This is a genomic window from Promicromonospora sp. NPDC023987, assembly GCF_040639055.1.
Taxonomy (GTDB): domain Bacteria; phylum Actinomycetota; class Actinomycetes; order Actinomycetales; family Cellulomonadaceae; genus Promicromonospora.
On sequence record NZ_JBEZZF010000031.1, the window covers coordinates 40,232 to 61,431 of the forward strand.

Sequence of the window (21,200 nt, forward strand, 5' to 3'; positions counted from 1 at the left end):
TCAGTCCTCGCGTTTGGGCTTCGACGAGCGCATCCGCTTGGTCGCGGAGCGTTGCTTCTTGGCGGTCAGCCTGCGCTCCTGCGACCCGCGGGTCGCCCGCGTGGGGCGACGCGTCCGCGGGGGAGGCGCCAGCGCGTCGGCCACGACGGCTCTCAGGCGCCGGGCGGCGGCGTCGCGGTTGCGTCGCTGCTCCCGGTGCTCCGAGGCGACGACGGTGAGGACGCCGTCGACGAGCCGGTCGGCGAGCCGGTCCGCGATGCGCTGGCGCTGGGCGTCGCTCAGGACGGCGGACCGGCCGACGTCCCAGGACAGCTCGACGCGCGAGTCCGTGGTGTTCACGCCCTGACCGCCCGGGCCGGAGGAGCGGGAGAACCGCTCGGTGAGCTCGGCCCGGGGGATCGTCAGTGCGGTGGTGACGGTCAGGCCGGGGCGGACGGGAGATGGCATGTGCTCATCGTCCCGCGATCGGGGGCGTGCTCACAGCCGGCGGGGTACTCCGCTCAGGCGGGCGCCTTGAGCGAACCGCCGTGCAGCGCCCAGTTGGACCCGACGGCACTGGGCAGCGTGGGGGAGGACAGCAGCAGGATCACGCGGGCGATCTCGGACGGCTCGATCAGCTGGCCGGTCACCATGCCGTTCTGTTCGGGAAAGCCCTCCAGCACGGCGGCGTGGCTCACGCCCATGGCGGCGGCCACCTGGCCGGTGACGCCGTCTTCCCGGGTCAGGAGAGACGTACGTGTCGCACCAGGGGTGACGACGTTGACGCGCACGCCCTCGCCGCCGACCTGCTCGGCCAGCCCCCGGGAGAACGCGTTGATCGCCGCTTTCGCCGTGGCGTAGGACAGCGGCGCCCGGTGCGGCATCAGCGCCGAGTCGGAGCCGACGTTCACCACCGACCCGCGCGCTCTCTTCAGCGCGGGTAGGGCGGCACGCGTGGTCCGCACGGCGCTGAAGAAGTTCAGGGCGAGAGTCTGCTCCCAGACGGCGTCGTCACCGCCGAACGGGTCGGCGAGCACGCCGTCGGGCAGCACCCCGCCTCCGGCGTTGTTGACCAGCACGTCGAGCCGGGGATCGTCCGCGAGGGCGGTCTCGACCATGCGCTGAGGCCCGTCGGGCGTGGAGAGGTCCGCGGCGAGGAACGTGGCGCCGGTCGCCTCGAGCTCCGGGGTGCTGCGCCGGGAGACGGCGGTGACCGCTGCGCCCTCCGCGAGAAACGCCTGGACGGTGGCGAGGCCGATCCCTCTGCTCGCTCCGGTGACCAGGACGCGCTTGCCTGCAAGGCCGATATCCATCATGTTCTCCCGTTCGTGGGGTGGCTTCCGATGGGCTAACTGGATCACGGGTGTCCTGGGCGTGTCAATAACTAAGACACAGGAGTCTCAGATAGTCCCGGGACGGCCGCGCGTCCGGCTCGGATAGCATGAGCGCGGGAGGCGATGCGTGATGAGCGAGGACGTCCGGTCCAGACCGGTACGAGCGGACGCGCAGCAGAGCATCGTCCGGATCCTCGACGCGGCGCAGCGCGTGCTCGCCGGCGACCCGGGCGCCTCGATGGAGCAGATCGCGGGGGCCGCAGGGCTGGGCAGGGCGACGGTGCACCGGCACTTCCCGTCCCGGCAGTCGCTGGTCGCGGCGCTGGTCGGTGATCTCAACGCCCGCTACAGGAGCGCCTTCGACCAGGCGCGAGTGACGAACGGCCCGCCACTGGTGGGCCTGTACCGCCTCACCGAGATCGCCTTCGAGCTGAAGGTCAGCCATCCCTTCGTCATCAGTCTCACTCCCGCAGAACATGGCTCCGGCACCCCCGCGTCGGACCCCGAGATCCAGGACGGGCTGGAGCGGCTGTTCGCCCGGCTCCATGCGGCGGGCGAGATCACCGTCGACGACCCGGCCTGGTGCCGGCGTCTCTATGTCGCGCTCCTGCACGAGGTCCACGAGCTGCCCGGTGGCTCCCCTGCGTTGACCGGGGCGGTGGACGCGCCGGTCGATGACCTCGACGCGCGGGTCGAGCTGCTGGTCAGGACGCTGCTGGGCGCGCTGGGCGGTTCGCGTCTCAGCGGCCCACGGCGTGCTCCGTGAGCCGGACGACTGCCTCTGCGATCTTCGGCCCGAACATGACCGCGTCGTTGTGCCCGGCGCCCGGGAGCACTACGTGCTCGACCAGCCGTGGTGCGGCGCGTGCCACGGCCTCGCTCTGTGCCGGCGGCACGATGTCGTCGCGGCCGCCGTGCACGACGGTGACCGGGACCTGCGTAGCGGCCACGTGGTCGAGGACCGCGTACCGGTCCCGCAGCAGCGTCTCGACGGGCAGGACGGGGTAGTGGTGCGCGCCGAGGTCGGCGAGGGAGGTGAACGGTGAGCGCAGGAGGAAGCCTGCGGGCGGCGCCTCGGCCTGGAGCGCGGCGACGACCCCGGCGCCGAGCGACTCGCCGAAGTAGATGGTCCGCTCGGGCGGGTAGCCCCGCTCGGCCAGTGCCCGCTGGGCAGCCCGCGCGTCGAGAGCGAGCCCGGCCTCGGACGGCCGGCCGGGGTTCCCGCCATAGCCGCGATAGTCCAGCAGGAGGACCGCGAAACCGCGCTCCGTGAGCAGCTCGGCAAGTCCGGCACGCCCGAGCCGGTTGCCGCCGTTGCCTGGCGCGACCAGGACGGCGACCTCACGGTCGCGCACCTCGGGCGCCGGCGGGACGAACCAGGCCGCTAGGTCGAGCCCGTCGGCGGTGACCAGCGTGACGTCGACGCCGCCGTCGAGCGTCGACGCCGCGGGGCCCGGCGACGAGCGGTCGGGGTGGTACACGAGCTCGTCCTGACCGAGCCAGGCGGCGCCGACCGCCAGGCTGGCGACCCCCGCAAGGATGCCGGCCGTCAGTGCCGCCGTCCGCACCGCGCGTCGTAACGCTGCCATGCCTTCATCTTCCGCCGTCCTCGGCCGTCGCCGCCAAGCCTTCCGGTAGGCCTGCGGACCGAGGTGGGCCCTGGAAGACACCAGGGCCCACCTTCATGGTCGTGTCACTTGCCCCGTGCCGTGAGGAACTGCTCGGGCCGCAGGGCGCGGGAGACGATCCTGGTGTCGCCGATCCACCCGTAGAAGCCCTGCCCGTACCGTTCGGCGGACTGGGTGCCGCCGACGGCGAACGGCTTGCCGAGCGTGGAGATGCCCCGCGACTCCTCGGCCGCGTTGCGCACGATCTTCGAGCCGTCGACGTACATCACCGTGTGCCGGCCGTCGTTGACGAGGGCGACGTGCATCCAGCGGCCGACCGGGATCGCGTGGCTCCACGAGGTGGGGTCGGCGTCGACCGGCACGGGATAGACGACGAACTGCAGGAACCGCTCGCCCGACAGGTTCAGGCTGCACGTCGGCTCGTCGTCGGACCATCCGCTGTGCTTGCCCGCGTCGCCGGCGCGCCCCTCCCAGCTGAGGATGCCCATCCAGGAGTGGTCGCCCTCAAACGGTTCCGGCAGCTTGAGGAACGTCTCGATCGTGTAGCCGGACTCGAATGTCGCGCTGTTGACCGGCGCGTCGGGGCCGGTCCGCAGCACAGCGCCCCGGTCGGGTCCCTTGCCGCCGTCGAACCGCAGGCTCGCGTGGGCCGGCTGGGCGTCGTGGTGCTCGTCCGACCAGGTCAGCGCCTCCGGGGCGCTCGCGTGCAGGAGCTCGGAGGTGAGGTCGTTGCCGTTACCCGTGAGGTCGCGGGCCACGGTGCCCGGCGCGACCGGGGCGCCGTCGGCTCCCGCGGTGGCGAGCCCCGCCTCGTCGAACCGCCAGTACGCGACGGTGCCCCGCGGCATGACGGCCGACGGCGCGAGCGGTACCGGCAGGACCGGCGGTGCGAACGCGGCGAAGCGCTCGTCGAAGTCGATCTCGACGGTGAACCGGTCGACATCCCCGCTGAGCTCGACGTGCTCCGACTCCAGGGGCGTCGGGTCCCGCTTCTCCAGGAGCCAGGGCGAGAACGTCTCGACGTCGATCACGCCGCGGGCCAGGTCGAACGAGTAGTACCGCACCATGCCCGCGCCGCCGTAGTAGCGGTCCTGATAGTTCGTGATGTGCAGGTGCACCGGGTTGCCGGCGTCGTTGGTCATCGTCGTGCGGCCGGAGGGCCAGTAGTGCCCGCCGAGCGCGAGGAAGATCTGGTCGTTGCCCTTGATCAGGCGGTCCCAGAGGCGCTTCCCGTTGTCGGACAGCTGCGCCTGGCCGTCGCCCTCGGCCCAGACGATGTCGTGGGTCGTCAGGACCGCGGGGAGCGGGTGCTCGTCGAGCACGCCCTGGGCCCACGTGAGCCCGGCGTCGGACGCCCGCCAGTCCAGCGCCAGGACCAGCCACTCCCGTCCGCCGCCGCGGACCACGTGGTAGCTGTTGTACCCGTCGGGGGAGGAGCCGCCGTAGGTCTTCATCCGGGAGAACCGCTGCGGCCCGAAGGTGCGCAGGTACGGCGTGTCGCCCCGCTGGTCGTCGCCGCCGACGTCGTGGTTGCCGGCCAGCACGCTGTACGGCAGCCGGCCGGCGGCGTCGAAGGCGCGGCTCGCCGCGTGCATCTCGGTCACCGTGCCGTGCTCGGTCACGTCGCCGAGGTGGGCCATGAAGACGATGTTGTCCCGGGCCTGCTCACGCACGAGGTGGCGCAGCGTGGCGCGCACCGGCTCGGGGTCGGAGCCGCCGTCGTCCAGGAGGTACTGGGTGTCGGGCAGGACGGCGAACGTGAATCGCGGGTCGGCCGGGTCCGGGCGGCCGCCGTGCGGCGTGGCGGACGCCGGTGCGGCGGAGGCCGGCGTCGCTGCGGCGCTCGCTGCTGCTGACAGGATCGGGGCGGTCGCTGCTGCCTGGAGCAGGGACCGGCGGGAGAGCTTGTTGTCCACGGTCGCATCGTGGCCGGGTCGGCTGGCGTGGGGGTGACGCGGAGTGGAACGGTGGCTGACCATACGACCACCGACGTCCGCGGTGCTGGCCTGTGCTGTGACCCGAGCACGCTGACCTGCACTGGCTGTCGGCCGCATGCCAGACTGCCCGACGTGCCCGCGCCCGCGTTGCTGCTCCCGTCACCGGTCGAGGTGCTCGACGACGAACGTCTCGACGCGGCGGGCGTGCGGGTGCTGCTCAAGCGGGACGACCTGATCCACCCGGATCTGCCGGGCAACAAGTGGCGCAAGCTGAAGTACAACCTCGAAGCCGCGCAGGCTGCCGGGGCCGCGCGGCTGCTGACGTTCGGCGGCGCGTACTCCAACCACATCCGGGCGGTGGCAGCTGCAGGCGCGCTGTTCGGGTTCGAGACGATCGGCGTGATCCGGGGCGAGGCGCATGACCCGCTGAACCCGTCGCTGCGGTTCGCGGTCGACCACGGCATGCGCCTGACGTACCTGGACCGCCAGACGTACCGGCGCAAGACCGACCCCGACGTGTCTGACCGCCTCGCAGCGGAGTTCGGCGACTTCTACCTGGTGCCCGAGGGTGGCAGCAATGCCCTGGCCGTGCGCGGGTGTGCCGAGCTGGTCGGTGAGATCGACGAGGACTTCGATGTCGTCTGCTGCGGCGTCGGCACTGGTGGGACGCTTGCCGGGCTTGCTGCTGGGCTCGCTACCGGGCAGCGGGCGATCGGCTTCTCTTCGTTGAAGGGCGGCAGCTTCCTGTCCGACGACGTCGCCGCGCTCCAGCGTGCCGCTCTCGGCGAGGTGACCGAGAACTGGGAGATCGAGACCGGCTACCACTTCGGCGGGTACGGCAGGGCGAAGCCCGAGCTGACCGAGTTCGTCGACGACTTCCAGGCACGGCACGGCGTGCGCTTGGACCGGGTGTACGTGGCCAAGATGATGTACGGCGTCTACGACCTCGTCGCACGGGGGCGGTTCCCCACCGGGACGAGGATCGTGGCGGTGATCACCGGCCCGGACTTCGTGTCGCTGACGCGTTAGTTGTCGGGCGAAGCCGGGTGACCTCCACGGCGTCGGACCGGGCCGAGCCGCAAGTTGATCGTCAAGCCGGTTGCTCAGCCGCAACGTATGGGTCGATCAGGGGTCCGATCGACCCATAACCTTCGGCTCGGCGCCTCGGAGACGATCACTTTGCGGTTCGGCACCGCCGGTGACATCGATCTTGCGGTTCGGCGCCGCGATGCGCTCGCCCGCGCCCCACTCCGCGCCACCCCCGTCTCAGCGCACCATGCTGTTCCCGTGCACGGCCGCCAGCCGGGCCTTCACGCTGAGCAGGGTCTCGATGATGAGGTCCTCGCGCCCGTCGCCGAGCCGGCTGATCGGCACCGCGATGCTCATCGCGTCCACGGCGTCGTGGCTCAACGGGAGCGCGACGCCGAAGCAGCGCACGCCCATGCAGGACTCCTCGCTCTCGGTGGCGTAGCCCTGGTCGGCCGCGCGGTCGATGATCTCGAGCACTGCGTCCTTGTCGGTGGTCGTGCGCGGCGTGATCGCGGAGATCGACTCGGGCACCAGGTCGCGGCGGGCGTCGGCCGGCATCTCGGCGAGCAGCGCGCGCCCCAGCGAGGTGGCGTACGCCGGGAGCCTGCGCCCGACGGCGGAGTGCATGCGCAGCGGGTGCACCGACTCACGCTTGGCCGTGTAGATGACGTCGGCGCCGTCGAGGCGTCCGAGGTGGACGGTCTCCTGCGTGGCGGCGGCCACCTCGTCGAGCACGGCCGTGGCCCGCGCCAGCGCCGGGTCGCCGTCGAGGTACGCCGAGCTCACGACGAGCGAGTGGATACCGAGCTGGTAGACGCTCCCTGTGGGGTCCGTCTGCAGCCAGCCCCGGTCGGTCATGGTCCGCAGCAGCGCGTGGAGGCTGCTCTTGGGGATGCTGAGGCGCGTCGAGAGCTGCAGCTGGGTTCCAGGGCCGTTGGCCGCGATGTCGTCCAGCAGGTCCAGTGCACGGGCCGCTGACTTGACCGGCCCGGCGTCGTTGGTGCCGGTCGTCTCACTCTGGAGCTCCCTCTGAAGCTGCATGAACGCTCTCCTCTGGTCCTTCTGCGGGGCACCGGGACCGCCCCGGGGTGATTATCACCCTACTCCCGAGTTCGCATACGTGGACATGTTTCGACCCCTTGACCAGTGAGCCGGATCACGTCTATCGTCGAGCAAGTTCACATAGACGAACGCAGTTCACAGACCGAGGGTGATACATGATCCAGGTTCGATACTCGACATCTCCGTCCAGCGCGGAGACGGCCACAACTGCGGAACTGCGGGAGAACTTCCTCGTCCCAGACCTGTTCGTGAGCGGTGAGGTCCGCGGCACGTACACCCATGACGACCGGATGGTGATCGGCGGAGCCGTGCCCGGCACCGGTGAGGTCGGCCTACCGGCCTGGACCGAGGTGCTGGGCACCGAGAGCCACCTCGAGCGTCGCGAGCTCGGCGTCATCAACGTCGGCGCCGCCGGCCACGTCGTCGTCGACGGCGAGAAGTTCGAGCTCGAGCACCTCGACGGCCTCTTCGTCGGCCGGGGGAGCGAGGTGTCCTTCGTCGGCGCCGAGGCAGCGTTCTACTTCGTGTCCGCCCCCGCCCACGCGACGTACCCGACCCAGGCGCTCAGCCACAGCGAGGTGGAGCCGGTAGCGCTCGGCTCGGCGGAGGCGGCCAACGAGCGCAACCTCTTCCGTTACGCCTGGGGCAAGGAGCTGCAGACCTCCGTCCTCCAGTTCGGCGTGACGGTCATCGCCAGCGGTTCGGTCTGGAACACCTTCCCGCCGCACCTGCACGCCCGCCGCACCGAGATCTACTGCTACGTCGACCTCGACGAGCAGGACCGCGTCTTCCACGTCATGGGCCAGCCCGGCGCCACCCGCCACCTCGTCCTGCGAAACCGCGAGGCCGTCATCTCTCCGCCGTGGTCGATCCACTCCGGAGCGGGCACCGGGTCGTACGCCTTCATCTGGGCCATGGCCGGTGAGAACAACGCCTACACCGACCTGAGCCCCGTGGCGCTGGAGGACCTGTGACCACCTATCCGGCCGCTGATCCCACCACAGCGCCCACCACCGAGCCCGCCACCGAGGCGCGCTCACCCTTCGACCTGCACGGCAGGTGCGCGGCGGTGACCGGTGCGGGGCGTGGCCTCGGCCAGGCGATCGCGCTCGGCCTCGCCCGGTCGGGGGCGGACGTCGTCCTGCTCGGCCGGCCGGGCAACCAGGAGGCCACCCGCGACCTGGTCGCCGACCTCGGGGCCAAGGTCGACGTCGTCGACCTGGACGTGAGCGACCTCGACGCGGTCGAGCAGGTCAGCGCCGAGCTGAACGCCTCGCGTCAGATCGACGTCGTGATCAACAACGCGGGCATCATCGACCGCGCGGACTCCGTCGCCGTCAGCCGCGGCTCCTGGGAGCGCGTGCTCGACGTCAACCTCAACGGGCTCTTCTTCCTCACCCAGCAGCTCGGCCGGCCGATGGTCGAACGCGGCCACGGCAAGATCGTCAGCATCGCCAGCCTGCTGTCCTTCCAGGGCGGCCTGCGCGTGGTGTCGTACGCCGCCAGCAAGCACGGCGTCGCCGGCATGACCAAGGCGCTGGCCAACGAGTGGGGACCCCACGGCGTCCAGGTCAACGCCATCGCGCCGGGCTACATGGTCACCGACAACACCACGGCGCTCCGCGCGGACGCGGACCGCTCACGCTCCATCCTCGAACGCATCCCGGCCGGCCGCTGGGGCACCGCCGAGGACATCGCCGGCGCCGCCGTGTTCCTCAGCTCCTCCGCCGCCGACTACGTCAACGGTCACGTGCTGGCCGTCGACGGCGGCTGGATGGCCCGCTGACACCGTCCCTCTCACCACAGTCCTACCGCCGCGCTGCGGCACAGAACCACCTGGCATCGAACGAAAATCGAGGAAACGACAATGAAGTTCACCTCTCGACACTCTGCCGCTAGAAACACGGCCGCCGTCCTCGGCGTCGCCCTGGCGGCCGCCACTCTCACGGGCTGCACCGAAACGGCTGCCGGGGGCGACGACGCCGCCGCAGCCGGCGCGTGCGAACCCTCCGACATCACCCTGGTGGGCCAGGTGCGCAACGAGTCCAACCCCTACGAGGCCGCATGGCTGGACGGCGGTGACGCCTTCGCCGAGCAGGTCGGCCTCACCCAGGAGCGGCTCACCTACGACGGCGACTCGACGCGGCAGCAGGAGCAGATCAGCCAGCTCCTCGCCGGCGACACCGAGTGCCTGGTCATGAACATCCTGCCCAACGGCGACTCCGACACCCCGCCCATCGTCGAGGGCGCCGAGGCGGCGGGCGCCTACCTCGTCACCCAGTGGAACAAGCCGGCCGACCTGAACGTCGCCGACTACGACACCTGGCTGTCCCACATCACCTACGACGGCGTGGAGTCCGGCAAGCAGATCGGCGACGCGCTGGCGGAGGCCATCGGCGGCTCGGGCGGCATCGTCGCCCTGCAGGGCGCCCTGGACACCGCCGCCGCCAAGGACCGCTTCGCCGGGCTCGAGGAGTCGCTCGCGGCCAACCCGGACGTCGAGCTGCTCGACGACCAGACCGCCAACTTCTCCCGTGCGGAGGCCCTGGAGCTGACCAAGACGCTGCTCACCAAGCACGGCGAGGAGGTCAAGGGCATCTGGGCCGCCAACGACGACATGGCGCTCGGGGCGCTCGAGGCGCTGCAGCAGGCGGGCCGCGACGACGTGGCGGTGGTTGGCATCGACGCCGTGCCCGACGCGCTCACCGCGATCCAGGACGGCACCATGACGGCCACCGTCTCCAGCGACGGGCCCTGGCAGGGCGGTATCGGCCTGGCCATCGGCTACTGCGTGGCCACCGGCGAGCTCGCCGTCGAGGACATCGCCGAGGAGGACCGCGCCTGGTACGCCGAGCAGTTCCTCATCGAGCAGGACAACGTCGCCGACTTCGTCTCCCCGGAGACCAGCGAGGCCGACTTCGCCTGCGACAACCTCTTCAGCCGGTCGCAGGGCGCGATGTCGTGACCATGACATCCCCCGCCGACGCTGATTCCGAGGTCGTGCACGCGCAGCGCCCCCAGCCTCGGCGGGGGATATCACTCACGGACGCGGGTCCGCCGATCGCCCTGGTCGTCATCTTCGGAGTCTTCGCGATCCTCAGCCCCGACTTCCGCACGATCTCCAACGTCCAGAACGTCCTGGACGCCGCGGCGGTCCTCGCGGTCGTGACCTGTGGGATCAGCTTCGTGCTGATGATGGGGTCGATCGACCTCTCGTCCCCGGGGATCATGGGGGCGGCCGCGATCACGGTCGCCCTCCTGGTCGCCAACAACCGCAACGACAACGACCTCGGGATCCTCGGAGTCATCGTGGCCGTCCTCCTCGCGGCCGCGCTCGGGTGCCTCAGCGGGCTGGCCCTGGTCGTGCTGAAGGTGCCTTCCTTCATGACGACCCTCGGTGTCTCCGCCGTGGGTCTTGGCGTGGCCACCCTCATGTTCGCGGGCGTGCAGCCCAACGTCGAGGACACCATGCTCCAGGGCTGGGCGGTCGAGCGGTTCCTCGGTCTGGCCTACCTGACCTGGATCGGCCTCGCCTGCGTGCTCGTGGGCTGGCTGGTGCAGCGCTACTCGCGCCTGGGCCGGTACGCGTTCGCGATCGGCGGGGCCGAGGAGGTCCTGGCGCTCTCCGGGGTGCGCGTAGCGCCCTACAAGGTGGCGGTCTTCACGATGGCGGGGGCCTTCTACGGCCTCGCCGGCGTGATGGTCACCAGCCAGCTGGGCGCCGGCCTCGTCCAGGCGGGCAGGGGCTACGACTTCTCCGCCATCACGGCCGCCGTCGTCGGCGGCACGCTCCTCATCGGCGGCCGCGGCGGCATCCTGCACTCCACGGTCGGGGTCCTGCTCGTGACGGTCCTCACCAACGGACTTGTCCAGGTCGGCGTGAGCCCCTACTGGCAGGGCGGTGTGCAGGGCCTCATCGTCGTCGCGGCCGTAGCGGCCGCCGTCATCCCACAGCGTCGTAGGAACCAGGTGACCAAGTGAGCACGAACCTGCAGACCCAGCCCGGGCCACGGGTGCCGGCGGCCGAGCACGCACTCGAGGTGCGCGGGCTGGTCAAGCACTACCCGGGCGTCAAGGCGCTCGACGGCGTCGACCTGGTCGTGCGCCAGCACGAGGTGCTTGGCCTGGCCGGCGAGAACGGCGCGGGCAAGTCCACGCTGCTCAAGGCGCTGGTCGGACTGGTGCGGCCGGACGCAGGCGAGATCTGGGTGCGGGGGGAGCAGGTGCGGCTCAGGAACATCGTCGACGCCGCGGACCACGGCATCGGCATGGTGTTCCAGGAGCAGTCGCTCGTGCCCAACCTCACCGCCGCCGAGAACATCGTGCTCGGCAGCGAGGGGCCCGGCGTCCGCCGCGGCATCTACCGCTGGAACACGATGCGCAGGCTCGCGCAGGAGCAGCTCGACAAGATCGGGTCGCACATCGACCCGCTCGCCCGCACGGACACCCTGAGCTTCGCCGACCGGCAGATGGTCGAGATCGCCAAGGTGCTCCGGATCGAGGAGCGCACGTCCCACCCGCCGGTGATCATCCTCGACGAGCCGACGTCGGTGCTGGAGTCGAAGGAGATCGAGACCCTGTTCACCCAGGTGCGCCGGCTGCGCGAGTTCGCGTCCGTGGTCTTCGTCTCGCACCGGCTCGACGAGGTGCTCGACGTCTGTGACCGGGTCGCCGTGCTGCGTGGTGGCCAGTCGGTGGGGGAGGTGTCCGCCGCGGGAGCGGCCCCCGCCGAGCTGCACCGGATGATGATCGGCTCGACCGGGGCCGACGACCACTACCACGGCGCGGCCGCCGGGCGGTCCGACCAGGACGGGCGGTCCGACGAGCCCCGCAGGCCCCGCCTCGTGGTGCGTGGCCTGTCCGGCAAGTCCTTCCACGACGTCGACCTCGACGTGCACGCCGGCGAGATCGTCGGCATCGTCGGCGTCCACGGCTCCGGGCGCGAGGACGTGTGCCGGGCCCTCTTCGGCGCCGAGCCCACCACGGCAGGCGAGGTGGTGCTCGACGGCGAGAAGCTCGAGCTGTCCGGCACCCGCGCGGCATGCGCGGCGGGGGTGGGGTACGTCCCCGCCGAGCGCAAGACCGAGGGCATGGTCGGCCCGATGTCGGTCGCCGACAACATGACGCTCACCAAGCAGCAGTCGCGCTGCACCGGCCCGCTGGTGCGGCCACGGAAGCAGGCGACGCTCGTGGACCGGTGGATCGAGCGGCTCTCGATCCGCACCCCGCACCGGGGCACCGCTATCCAGCGACTGTCGGGCGGCAACCAGCAGAAGGTGGTCCTGGCCCGCTGGCTCGTGGCCGGCGACGTCCGGCTGCTGCTGCTCGACCACCCGACCCGTGGCCTCGACATCGGGGCGCGCTCGGAGGTGTACCGGCTGATGCGCGAGCTCGCGTCCACCGGCGTGGCCACGGTGCTGCTGGCCGACAGCCTCGAGGAGGCGATCGGCATGTCCGACCGGATCATCGTGATGAGCGATGGCCGCGCGACCACGGAGGTCGCGGCCCCCGCGGGCGGCAAGCCGACCCCGCTCGACCTCGTCAAGGAGATGGTCTGACCATGTCCACGCCCGTCCTCACCCCGCCGGCGCCCGACGCCGCCGCTCTGGCCCGCCCCACCGTCGGTCAGCGGCTCACGTCGTTCATGCCGGTCATCGCGCTCGTCGTCCTGCTGGCGGCGCTGACCATCGCCGACCCCGGCTTCCTGACGCTGAACAGCCTCACGGCCGCGGTCCGGACCTCGGCGCCGCTCGTCGTGCTCGCGGCCGGCGCCACCCTGGTGGTCCTGTGCGGCGGTATCGACCTGTCGATCGCCGCGCTCTGCTCGCTGGCGACGGTCTTCTTCGCGCTGTGGCTGCCCGATCTCGGCGGGCTCACCATGATCGCGCTCATCGCGGCCACCGGCGCGATCGGGGCCCTGCAGGGCATCGCTCACGTGCTGTTCCGCATCCCGTCGTTCATCGTCACGCTCGGCGGGATGAGCATCTTCACCGCGATCGCCCTGGTCATCTCGGACGCCGGACCGATCCGGGTGGTCGACCGGGAGGCCACCAACTGGATCACGCTCTACGTCGCAGGCGTGCTGCCGATGTCGTTCGTCGTCGCGCTGGTCGTCGTCCTGGTCGTCTCCCTGATCCTCCGGCTCACCCCGCTCGAGAGCTGGATCCGGGCCACCGGCTACTCCGAGTCGGCGGCCCGGCTGGCCGGCTCGCCGGTCGACCTGGTCAAGATCGCCGCCTTCACCGTGTCCGGCGCCTGCGCCGGCCTGGCCGCGGTCATGCTCGTCTCCCGGAACTTCAGCGGCAGCCCGACCATGGCCGACAACCTGCTCCTGCCGGCGGTGGCGGCCATCGTCGTGGGCGGCACCGCCATCACGGGTGGTCACGGCTCGCTGTGGCGCAGCCTCGCCGGGGCCCTCGTGGTGACCCTGCTCCGCGTCGGGCTGCCGATCGTCGGCGTCCCGTCGGCCTACGAACAGATCCTCTACGGTGCGATCATCGTCGCCGCCGTCGCGCTCACCCTCGACCGATCGAAGGTGCTGATCATCAAGTAGCCGGCGCCGACCTCAACCCCAGCTCAGCCCCACCACCGATCCCTGACCCCGAAACCACGGAAGGCTCCCCATGCCCGAGAGCTCCCATCTCCTGCCCGCCGTCTCCGCGTTCCTCTCCTCGCCCAAGCAGCTGCTGATCGACGGCGAGTGGGTGGACGCCAAGGACGGTCAGACCTTCGCCACGGTGAATCCCGCGACCGAGGAGGTCCTCGTCCAGGTCGCCCAGGCCTCGGCGGTCGACGCCGACCGTGCGGTCGCGGCCGCGCGCAACGCCTTCGAGCACGGTTCGCCCTGGTCCAGGATGACTCCGCGCGACCGTTCGCACCTGCTGTGGCGCATCGGGGACATGATCGAGGAGCGCGCCGAGGAGTTCGCGCAGCTCGAGTCCCTCGACAACGGAAAGAGCCTCGCGTCCGCCCGTGGCGACGTCGGCGTGGCCGCCGAGCTGTTCCGCTACTTCGCCGGCTGGGCCACCAAGATGGAGGGCACGACCATCCCGATGTCGGTGCCCGGCCGCGACTTCCATGCCTACACCCGCCGCGAGGCCATCGGTGTCGTCGCCGGGATCGTGCCGTGGAACTTCCCGCTCACGATGGCCTGCTTCAAGATCGTCCCGTCGATCACGGCGGGCAACACGATCGTGCTCAAGCCGGCCGAGCAGACCCCGCTCACCGCGCTCCGGCTCGGCGAGCTGCTGCTGGAGGCCGGCGTCCCGGCCGGCGTCGTCAACGTCCTGCCCGGGTTCGGGGACGCCGGCGCCGCCCTGGTCGACCACCCGGGCGTCGACAAGGTCGCCTTCACGGGCAGCACCGAGGTCGGCAAGAAGATCGCCGCCGGCGCCTCGAAGAACCTCAAGAAGGTGTCGCTGGAGCTCGGCGGCAAGGCGCCGAACATCATCTTCGCCGACGCCGACCTCGACGCCGCGATCGCCGGCGCGGCCCTGGCCGGCTACTTCAACGAGGGCCAGTGCTGCGTCAACGGCTCACGCCTCTACGTCCAGCGCGAGGTGTTCGACCAGGTGATCGAGGGCGTCGCCGCGGCGGCCAAGGCCATCACGGTCGGTGACGCCTTCGACCCGGCGACCACGATGGGGCCGCTCGTCTCGCAGGAGCAGCACGAGAAGGTCATGGGCTACGTCCGCGGCGCCGTGGCCGACGGCGCCACGCTCGCAGCGGGCAGCCCCGACCCGGCCGCCGAGAACGGGTACTTCTTCGCGCCGACCCTCATCACCGGTGTCACCGAGCGGATGGCCGTCCAGACCGACGAGATCTTCGGGCCCGTCATCACGGCGATCCCGTTCGACACCGAGGACGAGGTCGTCGCGGCGGCCAACAACACCGTCTACGGCCTGGCCGCGGGCGTCTGGTCGCGCGACCTCAGCACGGCCCACCGGGTCGGGAGCCGGCTGCAGGCCGGCACGGTCTGGCTCAACACCTGGCACGCGGACGACGTCACCCTCCCGCGGGGCGGCTTCAAGCAGTCCGGCTGGGGCCGTGAGCTGGGGTCGTTCGGCCTGGACGACTACACCGAGCTCAAGACGGTCATCGCGGAGCTGCGGTGAGCGTGCGCCGCGACCGCTGAACCGGAACACCGGAAACCAGGACCCCGAGGACCCCCAGGAAATCAGGAACCCAGAGTGAGGTCTGGGCGGCCGGCCCCGTACGGGGTCCGGCCGCCCGGGCTGCCGTCATGTCCATGAACCACGTGCGAAAAGGGATTCAACGATGAACCTGCTACGCAGACCTGACCGGCGGCGCCGCACGCGTCGTCCCCACCGAGCGCTCCCGCGCCTGGCGGCCATGCTGGCCGCCGTGGCGGTGGCCGTACCCCTCGGCAGCGGCGTCGCGCTCGCCGCGCCCACCACCGCGTCGCCAGCGCAGGCCGCCGTCGGCTCCGTCGACGACGGCGAGCTGCGCGTCCTCCTCTTCTACAAGCCCAACTTCCACGCGTCCCACGTCCAGGCCCGCCAGGCCGTGCGCGACCTGGCCACGGACCTGGGCGCCGAGTACTCGCAGCCGGTCGACATCCAGGAGACCGACGACGCCGCCGCGTTCACCACGGAGAACCTGGCGACCAAGGACGCCGTGGTCTTCGCTCAGACCGGAGGCGTCCTGTTCAACGTGGACCAGCGCGCCGCGCTGGAGGCCTACATCCGTGGTGGCGGCGGGTACATGGGCCTGCACTACGCCGGCTGGTCGGTCGGGCAGAGCGAGCACGACGTGAACCCGTTCTACGCCCAGCTCGTCGGCGCGGTGTCGGAGGGCCACCCCGAGGACCCCGCGGTGCGCCCCGGCCGGGTAGTGGTCGAGGACTCCTCGCACCCGCTGACCCAGGGCCTCCCGGACGAGTTCACGCGGAGCGACGAGTGGTACGACTGGCTGGTCAACCCGGCCCCGAACGTGCGCACCCTGCTCAACGCCGACGAGTCGTCGTACGGCGGTGGCGACAACGGCACGAACCACCCGATCACCTGGTGCCAGGAGATCGACTCCGGCCGGTCCTGGTACTCGGGGATGGGGCACGAGGGCTCCGCGTACGCCGAGGCCCCGATCCGCACCCAGATGAAGAACGGCCTGGCGTACTCCGCGGGCCTCCTCCCGGCGGACTGCTCACCGCCCGACAAGGCCGAGCAGGGTTCCTGGAGCGGCGTCACCCCGTGGCCGCTGGTCCCGATCAACGCGGCGCTGACCTCCGACGGCCGGGTCCAGTCCTTCGGCAGCGTCTCCTCCGGCTGCACCGACGACTCGCCCTACGACTTCGGCGGCAACTCGTGCGTCACCCAGGGCGGCCAGATGGAGATCGACGTCTGGGATCCCGCGGAGCCACGCACCACGGCGAACGTGCGCGACAACGTCGTCACGAACTCGACGTACACCGACCTGTTCTGCTCGATGCAGGTCCAGATGCCGCACCGGCGGGCCACGATGACCGTCGGCGGCGACGATGGTCTGGGCGGCAACGCGCCCAACGACGCGTCGCTCGGCGTCACCAGCTACACGACGAACCAGGGCCTGCGCAACGAGGCCCCGATGAACTACCCGCGCTGGTACCCCACTGGGACCACGCTGCCCGACGGCTCCGTCGTCGTGCAGGGCGGCAGCCTCAAGGGTGGCCCCGGTGGCCCGGGCGTCCTGACCCCCGAGATCTACACGCCCGACGAGGGCAGCTCCTGGCAGCTCCTGGAGGGGGCCACCAGCGCGGCGGCGTACGGCGACGGCGGCAACGGCAACGGACCCGACGAGAACCGCTGGTGGTACCCCCGGGCGTTCGTCGCGCCGGGCAACGGCAACGTCTTCAACATCACCGGCACCCAGATGTTCGAGCTCGACCCCTCTGGCGACGGTGAGGTGATCCTCCGGGGCGCCCTGCCCGAGGAGATCGCCGACCAGGGCGAGCTCGGCAACCCGGTCGGTGCGACGTCCACCGCGACGATGTACCGGCCCGGCAAGATCCTGCAGGTCGGTGGCGGCTGGTGGGCCAACGGCGGCGGCCCGGACGGCGCTCGCGCCGGCTTCACCGTCGACATCACCGGCGGTACCGACACGCCGGTGGTCGAGGCGACCGAGCCGATGCAGTACCAGCGGCACTGGGCCACCTCGACGGTGCTGCCCGACGGCAACGTGATCGTCACCGGTGGTTCCCGCGACAACAACGGCAACGGTGGCTACGTCACCACCGCCGAGATCTGGAACCCCGAGACCGGCGAGTGGAAAGAGGTCGAGGTGCCCTACGAGCACGCCCGCCTCTACCACTCGACGGCGCTGCTCCTGCCCGACGGCCGGCTGATGGTCGGCGGCGGCGGTACGCCGGGCCCACGCAACTACACGGACGTGGAGTTCTACTCCCCGGCGTACCTGTTCGACGGTGACGAACCGGCGGTACGTCCGGAGGTCACGGGCGTCCCGAAGGAGGTCGGCTACGACGGCACGTTCGACGTGCAGGCCGACGGCCAGGTCTCCCGGGTCACGCTGGTCCGCAACGGCTCGGTGACGCACGGGTTCAACAACGACCAGAACTTCCAGGACCTGGCGTTCTCCCAGAACGACGGCGCCCTGACCATCGAGACCCCGGTCGACGGCACGTACGCCCCGCCCGGTGCGTACATGCTCTTCGTCTTCGACGAGGACGGCACCCCGTCGGTGGCCGACATCGTCCAGATCGACCCCGAGGTCGAGATGGACGCCCGCGCCCCGCACCTGGTCGACCAGCTCGAGTACCCGCGGATCCCGGCCGAGTGGCGCTCCGCCAACCCGCCGGCGGTCGTGGACGTCGAGCCGGGCAACGGCCGGATGTCCCCGTGGGAGGTCGACAGCGAGGTCCAGCTCGTTCGCGCCGCGGCGCCCAGCCAGGGCGGCCTCGGTGCCACGGGCTATCACCTCGGCGTCGGCAGCGAGGGCAGCCTGACCCGTACGGTCGAGGGGCTGGACCCGGGTCGTGAGTACCGCATGTCGCTGCGCTACGCCCGCGACAGCCGGTCCGACGGCACCGCGCCAGGCACCGCCGACCTCTCGATCGGTGACCTGTCGACGACCCTGACGGCGGACCCGGACGTGTCGTCGCAGGAGTCGTTCGACAAATACGTCGGGACCTTCGTCGCCGGGGCACGGTCGGAGGATCTGACCGTCGCTGCCGGAGACTCCGGCGCGGGCGTCATGGTCGACGACCTGGTGATCGTGGGCTCCGACCCTGGCGCCTCCGACGTCCCGGTGCACTACGAGTTCGACGAGGGCTCCGGGACCCGCGCCGCCAACACCGGCACGGACCCGTCCGTCGGCGCGGCCGCGCTCACGGGAGCCACCGGGTGGAGCGAGAACGGCGTGCACGGCGACGCCGTCGACCTCACCGGTGGGTCCAACGCCAACGCGGTGGACCTGCCCGACAACCTGCTCCAGGGCGAGGAGAACTTCAGCACCTCGTTCTGGGTGCGGCCCGACACGACGTCCGGCTGGGCCGGCCTGTTCCACATCGGGGACGGGCTCGAGGCAGCGGGCAGCTTCTTCCAGATCCAGCTGCAGACCGACGCCGCCCCCGGTGGCACCGGCCTCGCGGCCACGTTCAAGGCCAAGGGCGACGCCCTGGAGGAACGGGTCTACGCCACACCCACCCAGGACGTGGCGGTCGACGAGTGGAACCACGTCGCGTTCACCCGCCAGGGTGCGACCGGCACGCTCTATCTCAACGGCGAGCCGATAGCGTCCCGCGACGACCTGACGATCGACATGACCGACGTCGGGCCGACGGCCAACAACTGGCTGGGGCGCAACGGCTTCCCCGACCCGGCGTACGACGGCCTCATGGACGACGTCCGCGTCTACTCCTCGACGCTCGGCGACGCCGACATCGCGGCCATGTACGCCGAGGGCAGCGCCCTCGCCACGACCACGACGGTCACCGTGGACCCGGCCTCCCCGTCGCCGTTCGCCGAGCCGGTCACGGTCTCGGCAGACATCGCGGCCGGGGCCGGCGAGGCTCCGGCGGGTGTCGCCGAGCTGTGGGTCGACGGGTCCCGCGTCGGCGGGCAGGTCGACGTCGTCGACGGCGCGGTGCGGTTCACCGACGTCGCCCTCTCACCGGGGGAGCACGACGTCGAGGTCCGTTTCCTCGCCGACGACGGGTGGCGCGACTCCGCGCAGACCGTGCAGCACACGGTCGAGCGGCCGCCGCCGGGCGAGGGGACGCCGATCCACTACGCCTTCGACGAGGGCGAGGGCACGACGGCGGCCAACAGCGGCCTGGACACCTCGGTCGGGGAGGCGACGCTCTCCGGGGCGGCCGGCTGGACCCCTGACGGACGGTTCGGCGCCGGCGTCGACCTGCCCGGTGGCGCCGCGTCGACGGGCAACCAGGTCGAGCTGCCCGACAACATCGAGGCGGGGATGGAGGACCAGTTCAGCGTCTCGGTCTGGGCTCGCCCGGACGCGCTGCCCACGTGGGTCCCGCTGCTGCAGATCGGCAGCAGCACGGACACGTTCTTCCTGCTGCAGTCCAACACCCAGGCCAGCGGCGCCACCGGCTTCGCTGCGACGTTCAAGGCACCGGGCACCCCGGGCAGCGCCCAGGAGCGTCTGGTGCTGGGTGAGGGCAACGACCTGCCCCTCGACGAGTGGACGCACGTGGTGTTCACCCAGAGCGGCTCGGTCGGGAAGATCTACTTCGACGGCGAGCTCCAGGCCACGCGCGACGACTTCACCGTCGACATCGGTGACGTCGGAGTGGGCGGCGAGACGACGACCAACCTCCTCGGTGGCACCAGCTGGGGAGACGCCCGCTGGGACGGGCTGGTCGACGACTTCCGGATGTTCGGGTACGAGCTGACCGCCGAACAGGTGGGCCAGCTCCATGCCGGCCCGGCGGCGAACGTGGCGCCCGTGGGGGCGGCCGACGCCTACGGCACCGTCGAGGACGAGCCGCTGACCGTGGCGGCGCCGGGCCTCCTGGCCAACGACACCGACGCCGACGGCGACGACCTGACGGCGACGGGGCTCACCCAGCCCGCCAACGGCGCGGTCGACCTGGCGGCGGACGGATCCTTCACCTACACGCCTGACGCCGGGTTCGCCGGCTCGGACACCTTCACCTACCAGGCATCCGACGGCACTGTGCAGTCTGCGGCGACGACGGTGACCATCACCGTGGAGGAGGGGGAGCAGCCCCCGGTCAACACGGCTCCGGAGGCGGGTAGCGACGCCTATGCGGCCGTGGGTGGGGAGCCGCTGACGGTCCCGGCGCCGGGAGTCCTGGCCAACGACACCGACGAGGACAGCAACGTCCTTACCGCCACCGAGGTCACCCAGCCGGCCAACGGCGAGGTCACCCTGGAGGCGGACGGGTCCTTCACCTACACCTCCGACGCCGGGTTCTCCGGCAAGGACGTCTTCACCTACCGGGCCGACGACGGGGAGGACCTCTCCGCCGCGGCAAAGGTGACCATCACGGTGAAGTCGCCGGCGGTGACGGCGGTGGTCGGGGTCGCCCTGCCCATCACGTACGGCACGGCGGGCACGGTCTCGGTTGCGGTGTCGCCGGACACGGCGACGGGCGAGGTCGAGCTCTTCGACGGCGACACGAGCCTCGGGAAGGCCACGATCGCGGACGGACGGGGAACCCTCGTCCTGCCGGCCGCCTCGCTCCGGCCGGCGGTGCACGACCTGACCCTCCGCTACGGGGGCGACGCCGACCACCGGGCCTCCTCGTCGGAGGTCAGGGTCGTGGTGGAGAAGGTGGTACCCACCATGGAGATCTCGGCGGAGAAGGCGGGCAAGCGGGCCGTCATCGACGTCGTGCTCACCGCGGAGAACGACGTCCCGGTCACCGGGGAGGTGCGGGTCGCGATCAAGGACGGCTCGACCCTCGTCGGGACCCTCGAGAACGGTCGAGCCAGCTTCGAGGTGCCCAGGCCCAAGAAGAAGGAGCTGACGCTGACGGCGTCCTATCTCGGCAGCGAGCTCGCCCTGGCAAGCTCGACCAGGGTGACGGTCAGAGTGCGGTAACAGGAACGCGGCGTGGGCCCGGAGGACGGATCCTCCGGGCCCACGCCGCGCTGCTTCTCTCTTCTCTTCGAGGCCTAAGTTTCTTCGCTTTGAGCCCGCTCAAAGCGAAGAAACTTATGGCACGAAGGGGGGATGTGACACACGCGCGGGCCAAGAAGGGAAGTGGGGCGGGGTGGGGAAGTGTGTGG

The 21,200-nt window shown here is 71.2% G+C and carries 15 protein-coding genes; 10 read left to right on the plus strand and 5 right to left on the minus strand.

Annotated elements, in window-relative coordinates:
- Positions 1-447 (minus strand): alternative ribosome rescue aminoacyl-tRNA hydrolase ArfB, encoded by a 447-nt coding sequence (gene arfB / locus AB0F40_RS15185; protein WP_357468822.1) that lies wholly within the window; start codon positions 445-447, stop codon positions 1-3.
- A gap of 53 nt (positions 448-500) precedes the next feature.
- Positions 501-1,292, minus strand: a complete 792-nt coding sequence (locus AB0F40_RS15190) for an SDR family NAD(P)-dependent oxidoreductase (protein WP_357468824.1) — start codon at positions 1,290-1,292, stop codon at positions 501-503.
- A 151-nt stretch (positions 1,293-1,443) separates the two neighbouring features.
- Between AB0F40_RS15190 and AB0F40_RS15195 the strand changes: the two genes are divergently transcribed.
- Positions 1,444-2,079: a TetR/AcrR family transcriptional regulator gene (locus tag AB0F40_RS15195; RefSeq protein ID WP_357468827.1), complete on the plus strand. Its 636-nt coding sequence runs from the start codon at positions 1,444-1,446 to the stop codon at positions 2,077-2,079.
- On the opposite strand, the gene AB0F40_RS15200 is transcribed toward AB0F40_RS15195, so the two are convergent.
- Both AB0F40_RS15200 and AB0F40_RS15205 read right to left on the minus strand, forming a co-directional pair.
- Positions 2,054-2,902, minus strand: a complete 849-nt coding sequence (locus AB0F40_RS15200) for an alpha/beta hydrolase (RefSeq protein ID WP_357468830.1) — start codon at positions 2,900-2,902, stop codon at positions 2,054-2,056. The two genes, AB0F40_RS15195 and AB0F40_RS15200, sit on opposite strands and share 26 nt — an antisense overlap.
- A gap of 104 nt (positions 2,903-3,006) precedes the next feature.
- Positions 3,007-4,857 (minus strand): LamG-like jellyroll fold domain-containing protein, encoded by a 1,851-nt coding sequence (locus AB0F40_RS15205; RefSeq protein WP_357468833.1) that lies wholly within the window; start codon positions 4,855-4,857, stop codon positions 3,007-3,009.
- 153 nt (positions 4,858-5,010) lie between these two features.
- Between AB0F40_RS15205 and AB0F40_RS15210 the strand changes: the two genes are divergently transcribed.
- Positions 5,011-5,907, plus strand: coding sequence for a pyridoxal-phosphate dependent enzyme (locus AB0F40_RS15210; protein ID WP_357468836.1), 897 nt, complete (start codon positions 5,011-5,013; stop codon positions 5,905-5,907).
- A 237-nt stretch (positions 5,908-6,144) separates the two neighbouring features.
- Here AB0F40_RS15210 and AB0F40_RS15215 read toward each other — a convergent pair whose 3' ends face one another.
- Positions 6,145-6,948 (minus strand): IclR family transcriptional regulator, encoded by an 804-nt coding sequence (locus tag AB0F40_RS15215; protein WP_357468839.1) that lies wholly within the window; start codon positions 6,946-6,948, stop codon positions 6,145-6,147.
- 176 nt (positions 6,949-7,124) lie between these two features.
- Here AB0F40_RS15215 and kduI point away from each other — a divergent pair, with 176 nt between their 5' ends.
- From kduI to AB0F40_RS15255, 8 genes are all read left to right on the plus strand, one after another.
- Complete coding sequence (kduI, locus tag AB0F40_RS15220; RefSeq protein ID WP_357468842.1) at positions 7,125-7,943, plus strand: 5-dehydro-4-deoxy-D-glucuronate isomerase; 819 nt, start codon at positions 7,125-7,127, stop codon at positions 7,941-7,943.
- 74 nt (positions 7,944-8,017) lie between these two features.
- Positions 8,018-8,755 carry an SDR family oxidoreductase gene (locus tag AB0F40_RS15225; protein ID WP_357468862.1) on the plus strand — a complete coding sequence of 246 codons (738 nt, stop codon included), beginning with the start codon at positions 8,018-8,020 and terminating at the stop codon, positions 8,753-8,755.
- An 81-nt stretch (positions 8,756-8,836) separates the two neighbouring features.
- Complete coding sequence (locus tag AB0F40_RS15230; protein ID WP_357468845.1) at positions 8,837-9,934, plus strand: sugar ABC transporter substrate-binding protein; 1,098 nt, start codon at positions 8,837-8,839, stop codon at positions 9,932-9,934.
- 2 nt (positions 9,935-9,936) lie between these two features.
- The gene (locus tag AB0F40_RS15235; protein ID WP_357468866.1) at positions 9,937-10,950 is read left to right on the plus strand and encodes an ABC transporter permease; all 1,014 of its coding nucleotides are present in this window, start codon (positions 9,937-9,939) and stop codon (positions 10,948-10,950) included.
- Entirely contained in the window at positions 10,947-12,527 is a 1,581-nt protein-coding gene (locus tag AB0F40_RS15240) for a sugar ABC transporter ATP-binding protein (protein WP_357468848.1), read from the plus strand. The genes AB0F40_RS15235 and AB0F40_RS15240 overlap by 4 nt, the downstream gene beginning before the upstream one ends.
- 2 nt (positions 12,528-12,529) lie before the next feature.
- Positions 12,530-13,522: an ABC transporter permease gene (locus AB0F40_RS15245; protein WP_357468851.1), complete on the plus strand. Its 993-nt coding sequence runs from the start codon at positions 12,530-12,532 to the stop codon at positions 13,520-13,522.
- Between the two features lie 70 nt (positions 13,523-13,592).
- On the plus strand, positions 13,593-15,083 hold the full coding sequence (locus AB0F40_RS15250; protein ID WP_357468854.1) for an aldehyde dehydrogenase family protein: 1,491 nt from the start codon (positions 13,593-13,595) through the stop codon (positions 15,081-15,083).
- 163 nt (positions 15,084-15,246) lie between these two features.
- Entirely contained in the window at positions 15,247-21,012 is a 5,766-nt protein-coding gene (locus tag AB0F40_RS15255) for a LamG-like jellyroll fold domain-containing protein (protein WP_357468856.1), read from the plus strand.
- Positions 21,013-21,200: the final 188 nt, after the last annotated feature.